Below are 22,821 nucleotides of genomic sequence, written 5' to 3' on the forward strand. Positions count from 1 at the left end.
TTGTCTAGTTTCGCCTCCTAGAAACTCCGAAACTTCAACTCCGCCGGCAGAAGCAAAAAGCGCTTCTTTGTCGGAGTCTCCAGTTTCTGCGTTTCTGGGCAGTCGGTTACACATTTCGGTTTCGGTCCGCCCAATGAAGTCAAANNCAAGGCGCTTACGCTTTTCTTATGGAGCGAATCCTCTCTTGGTCACCATTCATCCGCACGCCGGACATCGGCAATGGCTGAAAGCGGGATGCGATGGATTTCTTCGAATTTGTCCACGATATGAAGCTTCTGTCCGAGTTCATTCCAGTAATGGATTTTCCCGATTACCAGTTCATACTTCTTCTGACGATAATAGGTGATGCTGACCGGACGGTTATATTCCATCGCTTCGAGGATGGTTTCATTCAATTGTTCAAGCTGGTGTTCATCCAGCTGTTTTTCTTTTTCATATTGGTCCTCCTGTGCCCAGTCCCGCAACAGTTTTACGTGTTCTGGAAGCATCATCGAAGTCCATTTAATTCTTCCGCGGTCACGAATCATGCAATCTCCTCCTCCCTATCACCTATTAGCCTTTATGGCCTCCCACAAGCGCAGCACGATGTCTTGCTGTGCCAGCAGCTGTATAAGAGACAGCCCTAAGCAAAGCTGCCGATCCATACCGGCTGCGAATCCGGTCCATCACATAGCCAAGCTCCTTCTTCTTCCATCCGTTCTTCTCAAATAAGCTCAATTGAAATTCGCTGTCAACAACGAGGTTTCCAAGTGAAATCGCAATGCTGCGCACCGTTTTTCCTGTATAGTTCTCAGCAAATAATTCAAGGCAGACACGATACAGTTCCATCGTGACATTTGTAGGTTCTTCTATCGTCCTTGAACGGTGGAAGCCTCCGCCGAATTCATCCTGGCTGTAGCCAATCCCAAAGCTGATTGTCCTCCCTGCTTTCCTATGGTTCCTCGCCCGGCGTGCCACTTCCTCGCACATTTCAAGGATGACATGCTTGATTTCCTCTTCCTCTTTATAATCCCGAAGCAAAATCTGGCTTTTTCCAAAGCTGACCTGCCCTTCCATGATTGGGGCACCGATATCCGAAAAATCAATTCCCCAGGCATGCCAGTAAAGCTGGTTGCCCATGACTCCGAATTTTTTTTCCAATTTTTCAAGATCATAACGGGCAAGCTGGCCAACTGTGAAAATCCCCATGCCATTCAGCGTTTTTTCGACACGGCGCCCTATTCCCCACATTTCGCGAAGCGGTGAAACATTCCACAGCTTTGTCTGTACGTCTTCATATGTCCACTCGGCAATTCCCTTCTTCTTCGCGTCAAGGTCAAGGCATAATTTTGACATCAGCATGTTTGGTCCAATCCCGATTGCGCATGGGAGCTGGAACTCGCGCTCGATATCATCTTTGATTTTTTTTGCTATTGAGGCAGCGTCTCCCCAAAGCTTTGAAGCACCATCTACTTTTATAAAGCTTTCGTCGACACTGTAGGTATGGATCGCTTCCTTTGGGACGTAGCGATTGAATACACGGGAGATTTCAGTGGAAATTCTCAGGTACGTTGACATTTGGGGATCAACGACAATAATTCTCGGATCATTGGGAATTTCAAACTTTCGCGACCCGGTTTTAATGCCAAAGTCCTTTTTCAAACGGGGCGAGGCTGCCAGGACAACGCTTCCCGGCCGGTCGAGGTTCCCGACTACAGCCAGATAGCATTCAAGAGGATCAAGGTCGAGCATTACCGCGGAACAACTGGCATAGAAGCTTTTCATATCAACACAAAGAATTTTGTTTTGTGGCATTTCGCTGTAATCGACCATTTTCTGTATCTCTCCTTTCTGCTTAGTTTATGTTTCGTTTCCAACGAAAGGAACATTTGTTCTGTTTTATTATACCCATAATATTAAGCGAATATGCGTTCGGTTTCAATGGGGAATTTCCGGCGTAATGACTTAATTAAGGTTTAAATGGTGCGACATTCCATGGTTGGGTATTTTTACTGAAGGCTATTTTCCTTCGCTAGTTGGAGTTATAATCTGGTGAGAGGTGCTATTTTTTATGGATAAGAAACTCCTACGCAAAATGGTTCAAAAATGCTTCGTACAGTATCGGCATGATGAATCACTGCCATTTGACGAAGCGGAATTCGAAGAAATATATACGAAGATTTCCGAACAGAAAAACCAGGAACCTGAAGCAGACTTGCATGATATCATCAATGATGCAGTTTATGAATTTTTGGCTACATAAAAAGGCTGCCCCAATGAGGGACAGCCAGAAAATTATTTTACTTTAATATTGGCATCACCTTTAACCTTCGTTGAATAATCGGTTATTTGCAAAGTGATCAGCCCGGGGGCAGGGTTTTCTCCGAAATAAGGAATCAGTATTTGCTGCTCTCGGACCCCCTCAGAAGTCAAAACTGATAATCTTCCGCTGCCAATTTGCTTTCCTTCTGAGTCAACCGCGTGTTGAAAGGGTGCTCCCCGGTCTCCAAGATAGGTGAATTTCAGATCCTCGCCTTCCCTTTCCACTCGCAGAAGACGACCGTCGCGTGGTCTTTCGATAATCTTCCGCTGATCAGGGTCGACAACAACTGTCAGTTCGTCCTTATCGAGCGCCCTTATTGAACTGAATTTCAAATAAAGTTCTTTTGGATTTTTAAAGAAGTTGCTCTGAAGATAGATCTCCTGCTTATCAGCACTAATATGGGAAGCACTGATTCCATTGGCGATGGTTGCCCATTCCTCGCCGCTTTCATCAACGATACGAAGGTCTTCGATCGCGAAAATCCGCTTAGTGTTTTTTTCATCAAAATGAACAGTGACACCAATCCTCGTTGGATAAATGGATACCTTTTCAACTGTCACCTTCTGGCCTTCAAAGCTGACCGTTTCATTTACCGTAATGATTTCTCTCTTATTCTTGTAGGCCTCCTTATCAATTGAGAAAGGAATAACCCATGTATCAGCATATTTATTAAGCGGCTCTCCATTTTCAGACCTTCCTTCAGCAAGCTGGAAGCTCAACTTCATATTTTCTGGAGCGACCTTTCCATAAAAGTAATAGGTCATTTCCTGAACAGTCTCCCCTTCTTTCTGTAAATCAATAGGTCCCACAAAGAAAGAGGAGCTTAATTCCAATTCCTTTCCTTTGTCATCGGTAAGCTGGATCTTATCAATCGCAATCTCTTTGTGACCCGCAGAGGAATCAATCTTATAAAACAGCACCATCATCTGCTCATCGACAATCGCTGAATCCAATGTGATTTTCAGTCCATCATGTTCATCTGACACGCCAATTTTCTGGGCAAAGTCATTTTGTATTGCCGCCGTTAAGCCTTTATCAAAACGCACTAACTCCACAATTCTCTCCATGCCGGGAATCGAAGTGACATAGGAAGCGAAGGTTTCTGATGTCCTTAGCATGGCTGTAAAAGCAAAAATCAGAATGGCGGCAGAGGCTAACGTCCTCATTATCAGCAAATTTTTCTTTTGCTTTCTTTTCCCTTTGGTTATTCCCGCTGAAATCGCCTGGTCCAGCTGGATTTCAGGAATGTCGATATTTTCGAGAGCAGCCTGTGCCCTGGTTAACTTATTTTCTTCTGCATTAAGCATAGCCCAATTCCCCTTTCTCTCCCAGCTGCCCGCGAAGGTCCTTCAGTCCTTTATTAAGCCATGTCTTCACAGTGCCTTCTGGACATTCAAGTATATCGGCAATTTCTTTGATTTTAAAATCATGCACATACTTCAATTCGATGACCTGCCTCGTTTTCGGCTCCAGCTTGCTTATGACTTCTTCAACCTCCAGCCAATTGGACTGATGTTCTGCCCCCATCAAGCTGATAAGGTCATCGCTAACGAGTATACGTTTCCGCTTCTTCAACTCATCATTGCAGTAGTTTAACAGGATCCTCGTAAGCCAGGTTGTAAAATACTGCGGCTCCTTTACCTCTCGGATGGACCGGAACGCTCTGTATGTGACCTCCTGCAATGCCTCAACCGCGTCTTCGCTATTTCTTAGGTAACTCAGGGCAATCCGGTAAAGTCGGATTTTATGAAGCTGCATCAGCTCGTAAAATGCCGATTCATCGCCTTTTTTCGCCCTGACGACCAATTCTTGAAGCTCCAAAGTGTCTCCCCCTAACTTTGTATCTAACTATTAGACCTGGAAGCTTGAAAAAAGTTTTAACATTTTCGAAAAAACTTTAAAATTCTCGAGTAGATTTCAAAATGGCAGGGCGTATGCTCAAAATAAAAACCGCCAAACAAGTTGCGGCGGTTTCGAAAGGTTGCTATTTTTTATTGAAGGCCTTCCTGCCAATGCGCTCAAAGGCGCGTGGAAAAAGCGCATAAAAAACGCTGCCAGCATTCATCCAGCGCGGGAGATTGATTTCCCTGGTCTTTGTCAGCATCCGGTCGACGACCTGTTTTGCTACATAGTCAGGCTTAAGCATAAAGGCTTTAACATTCTTGACATACGTACCCTGCTTATCGGCAATATTAAAGAAATTCGTTTCAATTGGCCCTGGATTGACAGAAGTCACATACACATTGTCATCGGCCAGCTCCATGCGCAGGCTGTTCGTATAACCTAGAACAGCATGTTTCGTTGCCGAATAGACACTTGATTTTGGCGTGGCGATCTTGCCGGCCTGAGAAGCGATGTTGATAATATGGCCGCTGCGCCGCTCCTTCATCCCTGGAAGCACCATGGAGGTACAGGCCATCAGGCCGATGACATTCACATCAAACATCGATTTAATTTCCTCGACTTTTGCTTCGTGTGCGAGGTCAAAAATCCCGAAACCAGCATTATTGACCAAAATGTCCACGTGGCCTAATTCGCCAAGGACCTTAGTGAACACTGACCGGATGGCGTCGGGATCCGACACATCCAATTGGTGGATATATACTTTGACTGAGTGTGTTGATTCTAATTCTTTTTTCATTAACTCTAATTTTCCAATACCTCTCGCAAGGAGTACCAGATTCGCTCCCCGTTGGGCACAAAGCCTGGCAATCTCGGCACCGATTCCCCCTGAAGCGCCAGTAATGATAATATTTTTTCCTATTAACGATGACACAAAAATTCACCTCATTTGGCTGTGTAAACGAAGGCTGTTCCTTCTTCCCTGACTGAAATTGCCTCAAGGGATTGTAAATAATCAAGCTGACCAACTGTTTCGGAAATGGTCAAATTCAACTCACGCTCGTAGACTGATGGAAATAAAAGCTTGCATATTTCAAAGACGGTAAGTTCCTTGCCTTCAAGCATTTTCCTTACCTGCATTGCCCTGTCATGCTGCCTGGCAATCCTTTTTTCAATTAGTCCATGCAATTCCGTTATCTCCGCTCCATGTCCAGTGTATACAAGTCCTATCGGGTACTTCAACAGTTTTTTAAGTGAAGCATTATATTGCACGAGCGGCTTGGGACGCTCTGATTCGCCTGGCAGAGGCGGCTCAAGCAAGGGGTTTGGCGAAATGCCTGCAAGGATGGTATCTCCGGCAATCATGACCCCGTCCTTCTCACGCAAAAGGACAATATGGCTCTGTGCATGTCCAGGGGTTTCAATTACTCGCCATCCCGGGAGAGCAGATGGAACGTCGCCCTCCCTTACTGTCCCCGTTAACGACCGGTCACATGAAAACACCAAAGTCTTTTTCATGACTTTAAGGGATGACAGAAAATATTGATCAGGAATTCCAAATTGAGCAAAAAGCTTTTCATAAAATTTCTTATGTACACTTTCAAACTCAGGAGTCCTGTTGATCCATCTTTCATTAAGCGGGTGGCCGTATACTTCAAGTTCAGATGGCAAGTAGTCAAGCAAGCCTACATGATCAGGGTGATCGTGTGTGAGGATGACCTGCTCGATATCCTCAGGAGTTAGCTTAAGCTCTGCCAGCTGGGACTTAAAGGACTCCCAGGCATCGGGGGTTTTTGTACCAGCATCGACAAGCGTCAACCTGTCTCCTTTTATTAGGTAAGCATTTACGTCACCGACTGGAAAAGGAGTCGGCAACGTCAGCTTAGCAATTCCATCTTTCCATTCTGCCATTTCATTTCACCTCAAAAATTATATTTATATAAGGTAAACAACCTGTTTATATAAAAATTAGTATGTAAGAAGTCATATTTATAAGACACAGCATTTTTTCAATATAAAAATAAGTTTACCTTTAAAGCTGCCAATTGTCATTATTTACACATAATATTTTCAGAAAAAACTAAAAATTAAACAATTCCCTCTTGACATTAGGGTTGTCCATCTTGCATAATCACTATTAAATTTCATGACTTTAAAAAGCACTTGAGCAAGACGAGTAAACAGGAATGGCAAAAGAGAGTGGAGTCCACCGGCTGAAAGGCTTCGCCGCCCTCTTCCTGTTGAACCCTACCTTGCGAGCTGCCAGGCAAACCTGGACGTATACCGGCGTTAACGGATTGTGAGCTGCATTTTTTTGGCACTGGCCGGAAAAGTGAATGAAGGTGGTACCACGGAAGCATGGCCTTTCGTCCTTTTATGGACGAAGGGCCTTTTTATTTTTACAGCTGAAAATACCCAGTAGCAATGAGGCTGTAAAAAAAGCTTGAAAAATATTGGAGGCGATCTTGATGAAGAAGCTTGTTTTTGTTGGGGCAGGTTCAATGGCAGAAGCGATGATTTCCGGTATAGGAGCAAGCAGGCTTCTCCCGGGAGAGCATATGTGGTTAACGAATAAGCAGGATACACACAGACTCCAAACGCTGGAACAGAGATATGGGGTAAGGACGACGTATAACTATGATGAGCTTTTCTCTGATGCTGATACAGTTGTGCTGGCGATGAAGCCAAAGGACGCCGCCTCGGCAATCGAGGAAATTAAATCATACCTGAGAGATGGGATGCTGGTCATTTCCGTTCTGGCGGGTGTATCAATTGCGGCAATCGAGGCTGCTGCTGGGGCATCACTCGCAGTAGCACGGGTGATGCCTAACACATCAGCTGCGATAGGAAAATCAGCGACTGCATTGGCAGTGAATGAGAATGTGACTGATGAACAAAAGTGGCGTGTAAAAGAGCTTTTCAATACGATTGGGCTGACTGCGATTGTTGAGGAATCCCAACTTGATGCTGTTACCGGACTTTCAGGCAGTGGTCCTGCCTATATTTATTATCTTGTCGAAGCGATGGAAAAAAGCGCCGCAGAGATCGGACTTGAAAAACAGACAGCCAAACAGCTCATCATCCAGACATTGCTTGGGGCAGCTGAAATGCTGACAAAATCGGATAAAGAGCCATCACAGCTGCGCTTTGAGGTTACAAGTCCTGGCGGTACAACCGAAGCAGGAATCAGCGTACTCGAAAAGCATGGGGTACAATCTGCTTTTATTTCATGCATAAAGGAAGCTACTGCCCAATCAAGAAAACTTGGCAGCTTGCTCGGAAGTGAGCTTGCATCCGCAAACCGCCGCTTCTAAAATTGCAATCTATCCCTCCTTTTCTCTACAATGGAGAAAAACACGAGGGATGGATAGCAATGCTTTTGATTTTACTTACTCTGACACTCATCATCTGGATTGCAGCGACAATAGACGCGGCCATCGGTTTCAGCAAGCTTGACTCACTGGAAAAAGCAAGAGATATTGAAACTGGCGCGCTGTTAAGCGTCATCGTAGCAGCCCGGAATGAAGAAAAACATATTCAACTCAGCGTTCAAAGCCAGCTCGTGCAAACATATCAAAATGTGGAATGGATTTTGGTCAATGACCGTTCTGATGATAAAACAGGCAGCATGATGGATGAACTCAAAGAAATAGATTCAAGAGTCAAGGTGATCCATCTTACCTCTTTGCCTGAGGGCTGGCTTGGTAAAAACCATGCCCTATTTGAAGGATATCAGCAGGCATCTGGCAGCCGAATTTTATTTACGGATGCTGATGTCATGTACAGCCCGGGGGCTTTCGCAAAAGCTGTTGGCTATTTTGAAGCACATGAGCTGGACCATATGACTGCCGCGCCAGATTTAAGTGCAAAACCGTTTTGGCTGAAAGCGTTTGTGGCCTTCTTTTTATTTGGATTTTCATATTATAAGAGACCCTGGCTCGCCAATAATCCGAAATCCAAAACAGGAATCGGGATTGGGGCGTTCAATATGGTCACAATCGATGCATATAAAAAAATTGGGACACATGAGCAAATCAAGATGCGGCCAGATGATGATTTGCAGCTCGGCAGGAAGGTAAAAGAAGCAGGGCTTAAACAGCGGATGGTGACGGCCCTGAAACTAATTGAGGTAGAATGGTACCCAAACTTAAAAGAAGCCCTGGCAGGACTGGAGAAAAATACGTTTGCGGGACTGCATTATCGGATCAGTATGGTGCTATTTTCTATTTTCGGGGTCTTTGTTTCACAGGTTGTTCCGTTCTTTACGATTTTTTCTAATACCAAGGCCATTGCCATGCTGAGTGCCATCAATCTTATTTTCCTGGCAAGTTTGTATACGATGGTCACGAAAAAAATGACCCGTTTTTCACCCTTCCTGTTCTTTGCCCTTCCTTTTACGGCGCTGCTCTTTATTTTTTCCATCATAAGGGCAAGCTATTTAACCTTCAAAAGAGGCGGTATCATCTGGCGCGGAACGAAATATACGCTTAATGAGCTCCGAAAAAAAAATGATCTGTGAGTACATTTTTTCCTTTCTGGATAGAGCACTGTTATACTGAAAATATATTTTGCATTACGAAATAAAGGAGGCTTCTTGTTTGGAAACGAAATTATTTTCACCATATGAAATGAAAGGGCTCACCCTTAAGAACCGAATTGTCATGGCTCCGATGTGCATGTACTCATGTGAAAAGGAAGATGGCATCGTTACTGATTGGCATGTCACTCACTATACGAGCAGAGCCATTGGACAAGTCGGCTTAATCATTCTTGAAGCAACTGCTGTAACGCCACAAGGGCGTATTTCCCATCAGGATTTAGGCATTTGGAGCGATGAACATGTTCCAGGGCTTACAAAATTGACTAAACAGATTAAGCAGAATGGTGCTGCAGCTGGCATCCAGCTAGCTCACGCTGGCAGAAAAGCCGCCCTGCGTGACGAAATCATTGCACCAACTGCTCTGGCGTTTGACGAAAATTACAAAGAACCAAAAGCAATGACCGTTGAAGAAATCAAAGAAACAGTCGAGGCCTTCAAACTTGCTGTTGAAAGGGCAAAAAGTGCTGGCTTTGATGTGATTGAAATCCACGCTGCCCATGGCTATTTAATTAATCAATTCCTTTCACCGCTTACTAATAAACGAGAAGATGAATATGGCGGTTCATCGGAGAATCGGTTCCGCTTTTTGCAGGAAGTACTTGAAGCGGTTACGACTATATGGGATGGACCATTGTTTGTCAGAGTTTCAGCTTGTGATTACCATGAAGATGGGCTGACAGTTGAAGACTATGTAAAAATGGGCGAATGGATGAAAGATTTAGGCATTGATTTAATCGACGTCAGCTCAGGAGCGGTTGTTCCCGCGAGAATTAAAGTTTATCCAGGCTATCAGGTCCAATTTGCTGAAAAGATCAAGCATGGCGCAAACGTGGCAACTGGAGCCGTAGGTTTGATTACGACTGGAATACAGGCAGAAGAAATTCTCCAGAATGACCGTGCCGATATAATTTTCATTGCACGCGAATTGCTCCGCGACCCTTATTGGCCGCGCACAGCAGCAAAAGAACTCGGAACAAGCATCGAACCGCCTAAGCAATACAGCCGTGGCTGGTTATTTTAATACTCTTATAAAGCCGGCATTCAAAATGCCGGCTTTACTTATTCATCAGGAAAAAAGTTGAGAGGAAAAATACAATGTTCGATGGTAGAATGGTGACTTCATAAGACTTAGAGACGAAAGTTTTCTGAATAAGCAGGAATCTGCTTTTTTACACGTACTTTTTAAAAAATTGTAAAAGCCCAGCTGCAACTCATTGCACGGCTGGACCATCCTCTTATGGAACTTTTTTAAGGGTAATTTTGCGGTACATGCCGCCAAACATAATGCCATCATCGGATAACAGCGTAAGTGCTGATCTTTTACGCTGATAAAGTGCTTCAAAAGAAACACCGATGTCTGTCCCCAGCACCTTGATCAAATTCCTTAATAATTTTTTTGAGCGTGATAAGCCTTTACCTGGTTCTGCGAACTTATCGAAGATTAAGATCGTGCCATTTATACGGCACACTCTTGTCATCTCATCAAAGGCTCTGTTGCTGTCGGGGACGACCGACAAGATTAAACTGCCAACTACATAATCAAAACTCTCGGATGGGAAATCTAACTGTTGAGCATCCATCTTCATAAACTGAATGTCTGAATCCGCAAATTTCCGCCTTGCTTTCTGAAGCATATCTTCTGAATAATCTATCGCTGTAACGCTGAGTTTTTTATCTGGCAGCCTATCAATATCAGCACCTGTCCCAACCCCGACAAAAAGAATCCTGTCACCTGGCTGGAACTGTATATCAGTAAAAATTTTTTCCCTTGCTCGTGTAAATGGACCCGCATCGAAAATCCAATCATAGATTGGGGCCCATCCTTTATAGATGATTGCGTTCCATGAATTATTCATTGCATCCATCAGCTCCAGTTTTCTCTTAATAGTCATGGAGTATAAACATGGAAGATTGATTACCATAACGACACGAACATGGTTCTTTTATTTGAAACGCCTCTTGATTACCTGAAGGAACAGAAATTGGTAAAAGCGGTAACCATAAAGATTCTTGGTTACCTAAATGAACCGAATTCGGAAAGAATGGTCGCCTATAAAGCTTCTTGGCTACTTAAATCAATTGAATTCGGAAAAAATGGTCGCCTATATGGCCTCTTGGTTTATTTATCTTTCACCTTCAAAAGCCTTAACCCGTTCAGTGTAACGATGAGCGTCGCTCCCATATCCGCAAAAATCGCAATCCATAAGGTGAGCCAGCCTGGAATGACGAGCAGCAATGCGAGCAATTTAACACCAATTGCGAAGGTGATGTTCTGTTTAATAATCCTCAGTGTTTTACGGCTTAGTTTTATTGTAAATGGCAGTTTCTTCAAATCATCTGCCATTAATGCGATATCGGCTGTTTCCAGCGCTGTATCTGTCCCCGCCCCGCCCATTGCGACACCAATAGTCGCTGCGGCAAGTGCAGGTGCATCATTGATTCCATCGCCTACCATTGCCACTTTGCTGTGTTTGTTTTGCAATTCCTTGATGAATGACAGCTTATCTTCAGGGAGAAGCTCTGATTCTATTTCTGAAACTCCTGCTTCCCTGCCAATCGCTTTAGCGGTTCCACTATTGTCTCCAGTAAGCATGATCGTTTTTTCAATGCCCAGTTCGTGAAGGCGGGAAATGACTTCCCTGCTTGATTCTCTTACCTCATCCGCTACGGCTATTATGGCAAGCATTTCAGAAGCCGTCCCAACAGCCATGACTGTCTTCCCTTCATCCTGCAGCAGGGAAATTTCTGCGATAATATTTGATGGAATTCCAGTGCTTATTATTCCATCAAGATATTTAGGGCTGCCGATATAATAAGTTACGCGATTTACTGTCCCTTTTATTCCTTTGCCAGTGACCGAAGTAAATTCATCAATGACTGTATCCTTGAAAATGATGCGGTCACTTTCTGCCTTGCGGACAATAGAAGCAGCTAGCGGGTGCTCTGATTTGTTCTCAAGTGCTGCAATTACTGATAATAATTCATTACGGTCATATGAAGACAGCAGCTTATAGTCCGTAACGGCAGGTACTCCTTTTGTTAATGTTCCAGTTTTATCAAAAGCAATGGCCCTGAGCATGCCCATTTCTTCGAGATAGACTCCGCCTTTGATAAGAACGCCATTTTTCGCTGCATTGCCAATAGCGGTTACGATCGAAACTGGGGTGGAAATTACAAGTGCACATGGACAGCCAACAACTAGCACGGCCAGCCCTTGATAAATCCAATCGCTCCAATCAGCGCCAAATAACAGCGGAGGAAATATGGCTACCAAGAACGCGACCAGAATAATGACCGGGGTATAATACTTGGCGAAACGATCGACAAATGCCTGTGATGGTGCCTTTTCTGCCTGTGCTTCCTCCACAAGATGAATGATCTTCGCTATGGTTGTATCTGCAACCAATTTAGTGATTTTCACTTCGATCAGGCCTTCTCCATTCAGTGTTCCTGCAAAAACCTCATCGCCCGGATTTTTCTCAGCAGGAACCGATTCTCCTGTAATGGCTGCCTGGTTGACGGCTGAAAATCCCGCGACCACGTCCCCGTCCATAGCGATTTTCTCTCCTGGTTTTACGATCATGATGTCGCCAACTTCAACCTCATTGACATTCACCAGGAATTCCCGTTCATTCCTTCGAACGAGTGCTTCTTTTGGTGCGATATCCATCAGCGAATGAATGGACGCCCTTGCTTTATCCATTGAAAACCGCTCAAGTACTTCGCTAATCGCAAAAAGGATGACAACAACTGCACCTTCGCTCCACTCCCCAATGATCGCAGCACCAATGATGGCAACCGTCATTAATGATCTCATGTCAAAATCAAACTTTAATAGATTTTTTACTCCGGTTTTAAAGAGTGAATAACCGCCTACAAGAATTGCTCCTAAAAATGAAATTATTGCAGGAAGGCTTTCCTCTCCTTCATTTATTTGAAAATAGTACCCACCAATAATGAATAATAAGCTAATCAGAACAGTGAGGTTTTCCTGCCAGAATGGTTTCTTCTTTTCAGGTACGATTTCTGCTTTATCTGGATATAGCCTTAAATTCTCAAACGCTCCTGCCTTTTCGAGTTCTGCAATGGAGGCATTGCCATAAACGGTTAATTTGGAGGCACCAAAATTTACTTTTGCATCAAAAACACCATCCAGGTGTTTTACGTTCTGTTCGAACTTTCCGGCACAGCTAGCTCAGGTGAAGCCCTGAACGCGGTAAATCGTTTTTTCTCCTTGTAGTTCTGCACTTTCAACCACTGTTCTCCATCTCCTTTTGATGTTCAAAAGCTATGTGGATTAATTGTTTAACATGATCATCGATCAATGAATAAAAAACCAGCTTTCCTTCTTTACGATATTTTGCTATGCCGAGATTTTTCAACAGGCGTAAATGATGCGATGCCGTCGCGGTCGATGCATTTACAATTGAAGCTACATCGCAGACGCACAGTTCTTTTTCAACATAAAGGGCGTATGCAATTTTCACCCTCGTCTCATCTGATAAAGCCTTAAAAATCCTAGCTGCTTCAAAGGTATTTTGTTCATTCACCTGCGCAGCCACGCGGTCGACTTTTTCCCGGTCGATGCAATTTACCTGGCAGACATCTTGTTCCTTCATTAGAACCCCTCTATTCATTCAAACAATCATTTGATTATAGGATATTCAAATAACCTTTTGATTGTCAAACAAAAAAATGAAAACCAGGAATTTTTCCTGATTTCCATTTTCTTAAGATTACATTATTTTCTCGTCCCGCCCAAATCTTTAAATTAAACACAATTCTTAATAATGTTAACAGCCGGTTTTTATATTATATCCTGTCATCCCAAATCCTCTTTAATATCGTCTTTTCATCTGACACCCCAAGTTCAAAAACATCTGGATTCGTCATTTCAATAAGGCAGTCATATCCGAAGCTTTCATTGAAATATCTCATAAGCAAGGTGGTCATATTGCCATGGCTGACAAGCAAAATATTATCATCTTTAGAACACAGGATGTCCTCTATCAATGATTTTGCTCTTTCCATCCCTTCTGTATGTGATTCTCCACCTTCGAACACTAAATCGAAATCATCAAAACTTTGCTTTAGCTTATCGCGCCAATCTTCAAAGCTAACCGTACTCAAGACTCTTTCTCCCAGCCTGCTGTCTTCAATGATATTGATTTTCTTTGAATCAGAAAGTGGTTTGATCGTATCAGTTGCCCTTTTGAACGGGCTCGAGAAAATGAGGTCTATCTCCTTTTGCTTAAAAAATTCAACCAGCGCTAGTGCCTGCTTTCTCCCTTGCTCAGTCAGAGGAGCATCTATCGGCTGGCCTTCCGCACTCGCATGCCTGACGAGATATACGGTTTTCATTATTTCACCCCTTTAATCAGTCAGTCTTAAGGAGATGCCGATTTCCATAAAATCCTCAGATATGACCGTATTTAAAAATGCCTTCCCCGCCTCCGCCTCAAGCTGCTTCCAGTCGTTGCGGTCATATCGTGAGCTGATGTGTGTGAGGCACAGCTTTTTTGCCCTGGCTTTGAGAGCAGTATCAGCTGCCTGCAGAGTTGTAGAATGAAAATATTCATGCGCAAGAGCTTTTTCGTCCGCTGAAAAAGTAGCTTCGTGTATCAGTAAATCTGCGTTTTCTGCGAGGAGAACAGCATTCTCGCAGACTCTCGTGTCACCCAAGATCGTCACAATCCTGCCTTTTTGGAGCGGTCCAACAAATTCTTCAGGTTGAATGACTCTTCCATCTTCCAAAATGACTTCTTCACCGTTCTTGATTTTTTTGTAGTCTGGACCTGGCTTGACTCCCGCAGCGGCAAGCTTTTCGGCGAGAAGGGTCCCAGGACGGTCCTTCTCCACAACTCTATACCCATATGAAGCAATTCCATGCTCAAGGAGCCTGGCTTCTACAGTGAATTGATCGTCTTCAAATATAAGTCCTTCCTCAATCTCGATGATCTCAATTGGGTATTTCAAGTAGGATTTGCTAATTTTCAGTGATACTTCGATAAATTCCTTAATTCCTGCTGGACCATAAACTGTTACCATTGATTCTCCGCCTTGGAATGAACGGCTTGAGAGTAATCCTGGTAGCCCGTAAATGTGGTCCCCATGCAAATGGGTAATGAAAATTTTTTCAATCCTGCGCGGTTTAATGCTAGTATGTAATATTTGATGCTGTGTAGCTTCTCCACAGTCAAATAGCCAGACTGCTCCTCTTTCCTCGAGTAATTTTAACGCGATTGAAGTCACATTCCTCAGTTTAGCAGGAACGCCTGCCCCAGTCCCAAGAAAAAAAACATCCATTTTTAAAACCGCCTTTCATGCAAAAAGCCCGCTGGTACTCAGCCTGGTCAATTCTTTGTTCCTTCCAATATATCACAAGAGACAGTGGTTTGTTCAATATACCATATAAGGCAAATCTGATTAGTTAACACAATAGGCATAGTTCCAGTCATTTGGAAGAAACTAATTACAGTTCAAACAGTTGCTAATTGTTCACGAAACCGATAAAATTTTATACTTGTAAAGTGTTTTTATACATATTGAGTAAATTCATATAAAGAGAGGTCCTATATTGTGACACACACTGATAAACCAACTGCTTTAATCATGATCTTCGGGGCTACGGGAGACCTTGCGAACCGTAAATTGTTCCCTTCCCTATACAATTTGTTTGAAAAAGGAAAATTGGATAAGTTCGCAGTAATTGGTGTCGCCAGACGTTCACTATCAAATGAGGAATTCCAGCAGAAGGTTAAAGAATCTGTACAAGAAAATCATGAATCAGCAAAGAATATCGAGGAATTCGCATCTAAATTCTATTATCATTCCCATGATGTCACTGATTCCAGCTCCTATGTAGCTCTTGGAAAGCTTGCTGAAGAAATGGACAGCCACTACGGACTTAATGGAAACAGAATCTTCTATCTTGCGATGGCGCCTGAGTTCTTTGGAACAATTGCAGAGCATTTAAAGAAGGACAAGCTTACAGATGTTTCAGGATTTAAACGTCTCGTAATTGAAAAACCATTTGGACATGACCTTGAGTCAGCAAAGGTTTTAAACAAACAAATCCGTACTGCATTCTCGGAAAATGAAATTTACCGTATTGACCATTATCTTGGAAAGGAAATGGTCCAGAACATCGAAGTCATCCGATTTGCCAATGCAATGTTTGAACCGCTATGGAATAATCGCTACATTTCAAATATACAAGTTACTTCAAGCGAAACGCTTGGTGTTGAAGAACGAGGACGCTATTACGAAAAAAGCGGCGCGTTGAGGGACATGGTCCAGAATCATATGCTGCAAATGGTTTCATTGCTTGCAATGGAGCCCCCTATCAAATTAACAACAGATGAAATCCGATCTGAGAAAGTTAGAGTGTTCCGTGCCCTTCGTCCAGTGAAGGGTGAGGAAGTAAATGAATACTTTGTTCGCGGTCAATATGATAAAGGCCAGATGAACGGAGGAGAAGTACCAGCTTATCGCAACGAAGAAATGGTCGATCCTGAATCAAACACGGAAACTTTTGTTGCCGGCAAATTAATGATAGATAATTTCCGCTGGGCTGGGGTGCCATTTTACATCCGTACAGGTAAAAGAATGACAGCTAAGTCTACAAAAATTGTGATTCAATTCAAAGATATTCCAATGGATTTATACTATCGTCCGGAAAAAACTGTAAATCCTAATCTTTTAGTGATTCACATCCAGCCTGAAGAAGGAATTACGCTTCACCTGAACGCAAAAAAATCCGGTCAGGGAACAGATGCAACACCGGTAAAACTGAACTATGCAAATAAGGGCATTGACGGCCTTAATACTCCTGAAGCATACGAAAAGCTGTTATTCGATTCACTTCGCGGAGACGCTACTAACTTTACCCATTGGGATGAAGTTGCGCTTTCCTGGAGCTTTGTCGATAACATTTCAGATGTTTGGGAAAACACAAAAGAGCAAGCCTTCCCTAACTATGCATCTGGCACTATGGGTCCAGACGCAGCAGATCAGCTGCTTGAAAAAGATGGATTCTTCTGGTGGCCTGTTACTGAAATCGATGTTGAGAAGTGTTAATCAAAGAATAATAAAATCCCGCCTGCCGAAGCTGCAAGCGGGATTTTTTATCTGCTCATCCTCCGAAAAACAAATCAAGAATATTGGACCCTGCCGATGCCTGTTTATTATAAAACTCCGAATACCCACAATTCCTGCAGTACACGACCACGAATTGATTATGTTGTAAATCGAACATCTTGGACAATCCAGTACCGGTCATGGCAACTTCCTTTTCCCCTGCATCCCTGCTCCCGCATTTTACACAGCCACTTTCGCTCATCTTTCACATCTCCCTTTTTACGATTTATATTACATACGGTTTTGGAAGTATTTGGTTTCATTTTATTTAGTATGAACTTTAAATAAGCAAAATAGAACTGACAACATAAAAAAAAGAGGCGACTAAAAGGTCGAATTTAATCGACCTATTAAGTCAGCCTCTTTCCTTTATTATTCCATCCATTCTGTATGGAAGATGCCTTCTTTATCAATACGCTGATACGTATGCGCACCGAAGTAGTCTCGCTGCGCCTGAATCAGGTTTGCAGGCAGGGTTTCGGTTCTGTAGCTGTCAAAGTAGGACAGTGCTGCAGAGAAGCTAGGAACCGGAATACCGTTCAGCACTGCAGCAGAGATAATTTCACGGAGTGACTGCTGATAGCTTTGGGCAATTTCCTTGAAATACGGATCAAGCAGCAGGTTTTTCAAACCTGGATCGCGGTCATATGCTTCCTTTATTTTTTGGAGGAATTGCGCCCTTATGATGCAGCCTCCTCGGAAAATCATGGCAATTTCACCATAGCTCAAATTCCAGTTGTATTCTTCAGATGCTGCTCTCATTTGTGCAAAACCCTGGGCATATGAGCAAATCTTACTTAAATATAATGCTTTGCGAATAGATTCAATGAAGGCTTCACGGTCGCCTTCAAAAGGTTTTGCTTCTGGTCCAGTCAGCACCTTGCTTGCTTCAACTCGCTCTTGCTTCATCGCTGAAATAAAGCGGGCAAAAACAGATTCAGTGATGATTGGCAGAGGGACACCAAGGTCAAGCGCACTCTGGCTCGTCCATTTGCCAGTGCCCTTTTGTCCGGCAGTATCCAAAATCACATCAACTAGAGGTTTTCCTGTTTCTTCATCCTTCTTAGTAAATATGTCAGCAGTAATTTCGATTAGATAGCTATCCAACTCGCCTTTGTTCCAATCGGAAAATACTTGATGCAACTCTTCTGCACTGAGACCAAGAACATGCTTTAGCATAAAATACGATTCGGATATTAATTGCATATCTCCGTACTCGATGCCATTGTGGACCATTTTCACATAATGGCCTGCTCCATCCGGACCGATATATGTTGTACATGCTTCCCCATTGACTTTAGCAGAAATGTCCTGGAAAATCGGAGCAACTAAATCATAGGCTTCCTTCTGTCCTCCAGGCATGATGGACGGGCCATGCAGAGCCCCTTCCTCGCCGCCGGATACGCCTGTTCCGATGAAGTGAAGGCCTAACTCACTCAATTCCTGGTTTCGACGTTGTGTATCGGCAAAAAATGTATTGCCTCCATCAATGATGATATCGCCTTTTTCAAGGTATGGCTTCAACTGTTCAATAGTCGCATCTGTAGCTGCTCCAGCTTTGACCATAAGTAAAATCTTGCGGGGCTTTTCAAGTGATTGGACAAATTCTTCAATCGTGTAGGTACCGACGAGATTTTTTCCTTTTGTTTCAGCCAGCATTTCATCCGTTTTCTCTCTAGAACGATTATAAACGGATACAGAATAGCCTCTGCTTTCAATATTCATCGCCAGGTTCTTGCCCATGACTGCAAGGCCAATAACTCCGATTTGTTGCTTTGACATTTTTCCAACTTCCCTTCTGTCTAAAACCAGGTTTTTAAATGCATACTCTATAATTTAGCAATGATAGATTTGGGTTGCAAATATTCAGGTCTGTGCCCTTATTTATTTTGACTGAACTGCTGTCGGATAAACATTCTATTTATCTTTTCTCTCTTCATTGTCCTGCAGCCTGCGGTCCTGCAGGAAATCTTTATTAAAGCTTGTATCTGTTCCTTTATTTACTTCAGAAAATTTATTTTTAATTTGTGAACCAGCACTCTCAATAATGCTTTTGCCATATTTCTCTCTCAACAGGCTCATCGTATTAATCAGCGGCTCTTTCCTTGCATCCTGCTCAAATGAGAAAAGGTCCAGCTGTTTCACTGCTTGATTCGCTTCAAGAAGGTCAGTGCCAGTAATGCCCAACAGTCTTACCGGGTCCCCGTTCCAATGCTTAAGGAACAGCGTTTTGGAGGCAGCAGCAATTTCATCCTTTTTAGACACAGGATTTTGGAGCTTCTGGCTCCGCGTAATCGTCTTTCTGTCCTTAAAACGGATCATGACACTTATATTCGTTGCCACGGCTTCCTTTCGCTTCATCCTGGCCGCTACTTGTTCAGAAAGCCTTTCCAGCACCTTCAAAAGTTCCACCTGGTTTGATACATCTCTCGGCAAGGTCGTAGAATTTCCAATACTTTTAAAATCATAGACTGAATCTGGGTCGACTATCCGATTATCCTGACCTTTAGCTCGTTCCTTCAGCCTTATTCCGTTAATTCCAAGCAGACCTTTCAGCTGAATGTCATTTGCCTCAGCCAAGCCGCCAATTGTGTTGATTCCGATATTTTTTAGTTTGTCCGCAGTTTTGCTTCCTACACCATGCATCTCTCCTACCTCCAGCGGCCAGAGAATCCTTGGAATGTCACGTTTTCTTAAAACCGTGATACCCATGGGTTTTTTCATATCGGAAGCAGTCTTAGCGAGAAATTTATTAGGAGCTATCCCAATACTGCATGGAAGATCTAACTGCTCTAGAATCCTCTTCTGAATGCTTTCTGCAATCTGCAGTGGAGAACCAAGGTCGGAACAGTCTGTGATATCCATATAGCCTTCATCAATTGAGACAGGCTCTACGAGCTCGGTATATTGACGCAACAAATCAAACATGGCAGCAGAGGCTGATCGATAGCGTTCGAAATTCGGTTTTTTTATGATCAAGTTAGGGCATAGCTTCTTTGCCTCCCATAAGGGCATGGTTGTCCTGACGCCGAATTTTCTCGCCTCATAGCTGCAGGTTACAATAATCCCCCGGCGTTCCTCAGGATTCCCAGCAATCGCGAGCGGTTTCCCCTTTAAGTCTGGATCATATGCCATTTCAACCGAAGCATAGAAACTATTCATATCAACATGTAAAATAACCCTGCCTTGTTTTGGATACATCTCTTTCATGTCAGCCACTTCCCAAATATACGTTCCCTCTCATTTTATCAAAAAAGCATGAGCAATACCTGAAAGATGATCATGCAGCTGTCATTCCTAACTGGACAGATCATGATAATGACTCATTTTTATGACCTTCCATCTCACTTTTAAAAGATCGTCTGCACCATGAAGATTGTACACCGCTCTGCGAAAAGATTTTTCAATAGAATTGTTCTTGCATAAAAGAGGACAACGGTTGTGAATTTTATGTGAAAAAATATGAAAAAATTAAAGAACTTAATGTAAATGCCGATATAAATACATACACAGGTAATATTTTTAAATGTCATTTATGCTAAGACGGGGGAATATTTATGCAGCATTGGTCTATCGGAAAGAAGTATGGAAGCGTTTTTATCTTTATAATGGTGATTTTTCTAGGCAGCTTTGTCTATCTATCGACAGTGCTTAATAATCTGGCAGGAGCTATCGACCAGGCTGAGGATAAAAGCGATTATGCCATCATGATTAGCGATATGGGTTCCTCTTTCCGGCAAAAGTATATTATTATTACAGATTACATAACTGAACCAAAACCAGAATTGCTGGCAATCTATAAGAAGGAATCGGACAATTTCAATGCGTCTGCAGGAAAGTTGAAATCAAATGTTAAATCCGAGGAAGAAAAAGCTTTATATAATGCAATTATCAATACGGACAAACATATGGACAAAGTATGGGAAGAAGAAATATTGGCTACTGTAGAAGATTTCAAACAAAAAGGCGAACAAGTTGATATCTTCACTCAAATCAGCCTTGCCAATAAAGCTGAGACCATTCGGGATATGAATATCGATAAACTGAATTCCCTAAGAACTATCATTCTTGATGATCGAACGAAAATCATGAAGGAAACTCATTCCTCGATCGCATCCATGGTCCAAAATACATTTATCATTATGATCATAGCATTTGTCATCTCGTCGATTGCTATGTACTTTGTATCCCGAAACATAAGCAGGGGCCTAAAAGATGTGGTAGCTTATTGCAAGAAGCTTGCTGCCGGCGAATTGAATGTAAAGGTACTAGATGCTAAAAGCAAGGATGAGGTTGGCCAGATTATTGCCGCTATGAACCAATTGTCCGGAAACCTAAAGGCATCAATCTCCAGCATCCTGTCATCTTCTGACCAGGTTAATGAAATGTCGAGAAATTTAAAGCTTAATGCAGAAGCAACGACTGAAGCGAATAACGAGATCACCTCTTCAATTATGCAAGTTGCATCTGCATCTGAGGAACAAGTGAAAATATCGGAACGTACAAATAATGCCGTCGAAAATGTTTCTTCACAGCTATTAGAGGTTACTGGATCACTTAAAGAAACTCTTTATACTACATCGGTATCGAAGGAGAAAATTGAGCAGGGCAAAAAGTATGCATTCAGCGTTACCGAACAGATGGATATGATTAATGAAAAAGTAAACGAATTATCGAATGTGATTCATTCCCTGAAGAATAATTCTCAGGAAATCCATAGAATTATAGAGATTATTACTGATATCTCTAATCAGACAAACTTGCTTGCACTCAACGCAGCAATTGAAGCAGCCCGTGCAGGTGAACATGGTAAGGGATTTGGCGTCGTTGCACAGGAAGTCCGCAAGCTCGCTGAACAATCAGCAGGAGCGGCTGAAAGCATCCGCAATATTCTTGAACAGACTGGGAAGGAAACAAACCAGGCCGTAAATGTTATGGATGAAAGCCAGGCGACCGTATTGAAAGGAAATGAACTTGTGGAAAAAGTGGCGATTACTTTTACTGAAATCGCAGATTCGATTGAAGAAGTAAGCATGAAAGGAAACCATGTAAGCGAAGCAGTTGTAAACGCGAATGAAAAAATGGAGTTTATGGCTCAATCAGCCACTGAAGTGATCACCGCATCATCAAAGTCTGCACAATTCCTTGAACAGGTTGCTGCCACAACAGAAGAACAAAACGCAACAATGCAGGAGCTTTTGGAATCATCAGGTAAACTTTCCAGCATGGCAGAGGATTTGCGAAAATCTTTTTCAAGCTTCAAGTTATAGAAAAATACAAACAAGGCTGGTTCACATTGAACCAGCCTTGTTTGTATCCAATTAAAGCTAAAAAACATTTTCTTAATTTTGTAATTCATGCTTCTCTTTTTGCATATATTCCTTGATTTCCTTAATACCTTCAAGTGACTGTATCAGCGTTTCCGGGTCTATGACCATGATCATACGTTTATCAAAATTAGCAATACCTGTAATGAATTTCGTTTTTTGATAGGCAATCAGTCCTGGCTGCTTCAGATTTTCAGCTGGAATCTCCAGAATTTCCTTAGCATCCCTAACTAAAGTGCCAATTGAAATATCAGCTGTCTGCAATACAATCAGTCTAGTTTTTTCATCAACTTGAATATCACGGCCATAAAGGACTTTTTCTAAGTCAATTACAGGAATCAAGTCGCCCCTAACCTTAGTAATCCCTGTGACATAATCCGGCATATGAGGAATCGCTGTTATTCCATCAAGCTTCTCTATCGAAATGACATAGAGGATTGGGAAAGCATACTCTTCATTTCCTGCCTGAAAAATTACCGTCTTATTGGTTTCAGCCATAGAGTTCACACCCTTTGTAAGATTTCTGTCTATTACTCTATCAACAATATAACATTTTATTCCTGCAAGAGTAAGTAGCAATTGGAAATTACAACAAAAGGACTTCCATGTTG

The 22,821-nt window shown here is 42.7% G+C and carries 21 protein-coding genes and 1 pseudogene; 7 read left to right on the plus strand and 15 right to left on the minus strand.

Annotated elements, in window-relative coordinates; translation table 11 throughout:
• Positions 1-188: 188 nt before the first annotated feature.
• Both V7201_RS05540 and V7201_RS05545 read right to left on the minus strand, forming a co-directional pair.
• Positions 189-527, minus strand: a complete 339-nt coding sequence (locus V7201_RS05540) for a YolD-like family protein (protein ID WP_335375782.1) — start codon at positions 525-527, stop codon at positions 189-191.
• Positions 528-552: 25 nt separating this feature from the next.
• On the minus strand, positions 553-1,812 hold the full coding sequence (locus V7201_RS05545) for a DinB/UmuC family translesion DNA polymerase (protein ID WP_335375783.1): 1,260 nt from the start codon (positions 1,810-1,812) through the stop codon (positions 553-555).
• Between the two features lie 238 nt (positions 1,813-2,050).
• On the opposite strand from V7201_RS05545, the gene V7201_RS05550 reads away from it, so the two are divergent.
• Positions 2,051-2,242 (plus strand): YqzH family protein, encoded by a 192-nt coding sequence (locus tag V7201_RS05550; RefSeq protein ID WP_335375784.1) that lies wholly within the window; start codon positions 2,051-2,053, stop codon positions 2,240-2,242.
• A gap of 32 nt (positions 2,243-2,274) precedes the next feature.
• On the opposite strand, the gene V7201_RS05555 is transcribed toward V7201_RS05550, so the two are convergent.
• The 4 genes from V7201_RS05555 to V7201_RS05570 form a co-directional block, all read right to left on the minus strand.
• Entirely contained in the window at positions 2,275-3,609 is a 1,335-nt protein-coding gene (locus V7201_RS05555) for a DUF4179 domain-containing protein (RefSeq protein WP_335375785.1), read from the minus strand.
• Positions 3,602-4,123: a sigma-70 family RNA polymerase sigma factor gene (locus tag V7201_RS05560; RefSeq protein ID WP_335375786.1), complete on the minus strand. Its 522-nt coding sequence runs from the start codon at positions 4,121-4,123 to the stop codon at positions 3,602-3,604. The genes V7201_RS05555 and V7201_RS05560 overlap by 8 nt, the downstream gene beginning before the upstream one ends.
• 163 nt (positions 4,124-4,286) lie before the next feature.
• Positions 4,287-5,078 carry an SDR family NAD(P)-dependent oxidoreductase gene (locus V7201_RS05565; protein ID WP_335375787.1) on the minus strand — a complete coding sequence of 264 codons (792 nt, stop codon included), beginning with the start codon at positions 5,076-5,078 and terminating at the stop codon, positions 4,287-4,289.
• An 11-nt stretch (positions 5,079-5,089) separates the two neighbouring features.
• Complete coding sequence (locus V7201_RS05570; RefSeq protein WP_335375788.1) at positions 5,090-6,055, minus strand: MBL fold metallo-hydrolase; 966 nt, start codon at positions 6,053-6,055, stop codon at positions 5,090-5,092.
• Positions 6,056-6,612: 557 nt separating this feature from the next.
• Between V7201_RS05570 and proC the strand changes: the two genes are divergently transcribed.
• From proC to namA, 3 genes are all read left to right on the plus strand, one after another.
• Complete coding sequence (gene proC, locus V7201_RS05575; protein ID WP_335375789.1) at positions 6,613-7,458, plus strand: pyrroline-5-carboxylate reductase; 846 nt, start codon at positions 6,613-6,615, stop codon at positions 7,456-7,458.
• 59 nt (positions 7,459-7,517) lie between these two features.
• On the plus strand, positions 7,518-8,663 hold the full coding sequence (locus V7201_RS05580) for a glycosyltransferase (protein ID WP_335375790.1): 1,146 nt from the start codon (positions 7,518-7,520) through the stop codon (positions 8,661-8,663).
• 79 nt (positions 8,664-8,742) lie between these two features.
• Positions 8,743-9,765: an NADPH dehydrogenase NamA gene (namA, locus tag V7201_RS05585; RefSeq protein ID WP_335375791.1), complete on the plus strand. Its 1,023-nt coding sequence runs from the start codon at positions 8,743-8,745 to the stop codon at positions 9,763-9,765.
• Positions 9,766-9,979: 214 nt separating this feature from the next.
• Here namA and V7201_RS05590 read toward each other — a convergent pair whose 3' ends face one another.
• The 5 genes from V7201_RS05590 to rnz form a co-directional block, all read right to left on the minus strand.
• Positions 9,980-10,600, minus strand: a complete 621-nt coding sequence (locus V7201_RS05590; protein WP_335375792.1) for a class I SAM-dependent methyltransferase — start codon at positions 10,598-10,600, stop codon at positions 9,980-9,982.
• A gap of 263 nt (positions 10,601-10,863) precedes the next feature.
• A complete protein-coding gene (locus V7201_RS05595) occupies positions 10,864-13,002 on the minus strand; it encodes a heavy metal translocating P-type ATPase (RefSeq protein WP_335375793.1) in 2,139 nt (712 codons plus the stop codon).
• Positions 12,995-13,363 (minus strand): ArsR/SmtB family transcription factor, encoded by a 369-nt coding sequence (locus V7201_RS05600; protein WP_335375794.1) that lies wholly within the window; start codon positions 13,361-13,363, stop codon positions 12,995-12,997. Before V7201_RS05600 ends, V7201_RS05595 begins: the two co-directional genes overlap by 8 nt.
• A gap of 193 nt (positions 13,364-13,556) precedes the next feature.
• Entirely contained in the window at positions 13,557-14,105 is a 549-nt protein-coding gene (locus V7201_RS05605) for a histidine phosphatase family protein (RefSeq protein WP_335375795.1), read from the minus strand.
• Positions 14,106-14,117: 12 nt separating this feature from the next.
• Positions 14,118-15,050, minus strand: a complete 933-nt coding sequence (gene rnz, locus V7201_RS05610) for a ribonuclease Z (protein ID WP_335375796.1) — start codon at positions 15,048-15,050, stop codon at positions 14,118-14,120.
• 306 nt (positions 15,051-15,356) lie between these two features.
• Between rnz and zwf the strand changes: the two genes are divergently transcribed.
• Entirely contained in the window at positions 15,357-16,823 is a 1,467-nt protein-coding gene (gene zwf, locus V7201_RS05615) for a glucose-6-phosphate dehydrogenase (protein WP_335375878.1), read from the plus strand.
• 55 nt (positions 16,824-16,878) lie between these two features.
• Here zwf and V7201_RS05620 read toward each other — a convergent pair whose 3' ends face one another.
• From V7201_RS05620 to V7201_RS05630, 3 genes are all read right to left on the minus strand, one after another.
• Positions 16,879-17,085, minus strand: a complete 207-nt coding sequence (locus V7201_RS05620; RefSeq protein ID WP_335375797.1) for a zinc ribbon domain-containing protein — start codon at positions 17,083-17,085, stop codon at positions 16,879-16,881.
• 170 nt (positions 17,086-17,255) lie between these two features.
• On the minus strand, positions 17,256-18,665 hold the full coding sequence (gene gndA / locus V7201_RS05625) for an NADP-dependent phosphogluconate dehydrogenase (RefSeq protein ID WP_335375798.1): 1,410 nt from the start codon (positions 18,663-18,665) through the stop codon (positions 17,256-17,258).
• Positions 18,666-18,800: 135 nt separating this feature from the next.
• Entirely contained in the window at positions 18,801-20,093 is a 1,293-nt protein-coding gene (locus V7201_RS05630) for a DNA polymerase IV (RefSeq protein ID WP_335375799.1), read from the minus strand.
• A gap of 965 nt (positions 20,094-21,058) precedes the next feature.
• Between V7201_RS05630 and V7201_RS23155 the strand changes: the two are divergent.
• Positions 21,059-21,211, plus strand: a pseudogene (locus V7201_RS23155) (HAMP domain-containing protein); the annotation flags it as partial.
• A 126-nt stretch (positions 21,212-21,337) separates the two neighbouring features.
• On the plus strand, positions 21,338-22,153 hold the full coding sequence (locus V7201_RS23160) for a methyl-accepting chemotaxis protein (protein ID WP_438825017.1): 816 nt from the start codon (positions 21,338-21,340) through the stop codon (positions 22,151-22,153).
• A gap of 72 nt (positions 22,154-22,225) precedes the next feature.
• Here the strand turns inward: V7201_RS23160 and V7201_RS05640 are convergent, their stop codons facing one another.
• Positions 22,226-22,708, minus strand: coding sequence for a chemotaxis protein CheW (locus V7201_RS05640; protein ID WP_335375801.1), 483 nt, complete (start codon positions 22,706-22,708; stop codon positions 22,226-22,228).
• Between the last annotated feature and the right edge of the window lie 113 nt (positions 22,709-22,821).

Source organism: Bacillus sp. JJ1122, from assembly GCF_036964885.1.
Taxonomy (GTDB): Bacteria; Bacillota; Bacilli; order Bacillales; family Cytobacillaceae; genus Mesobacillus.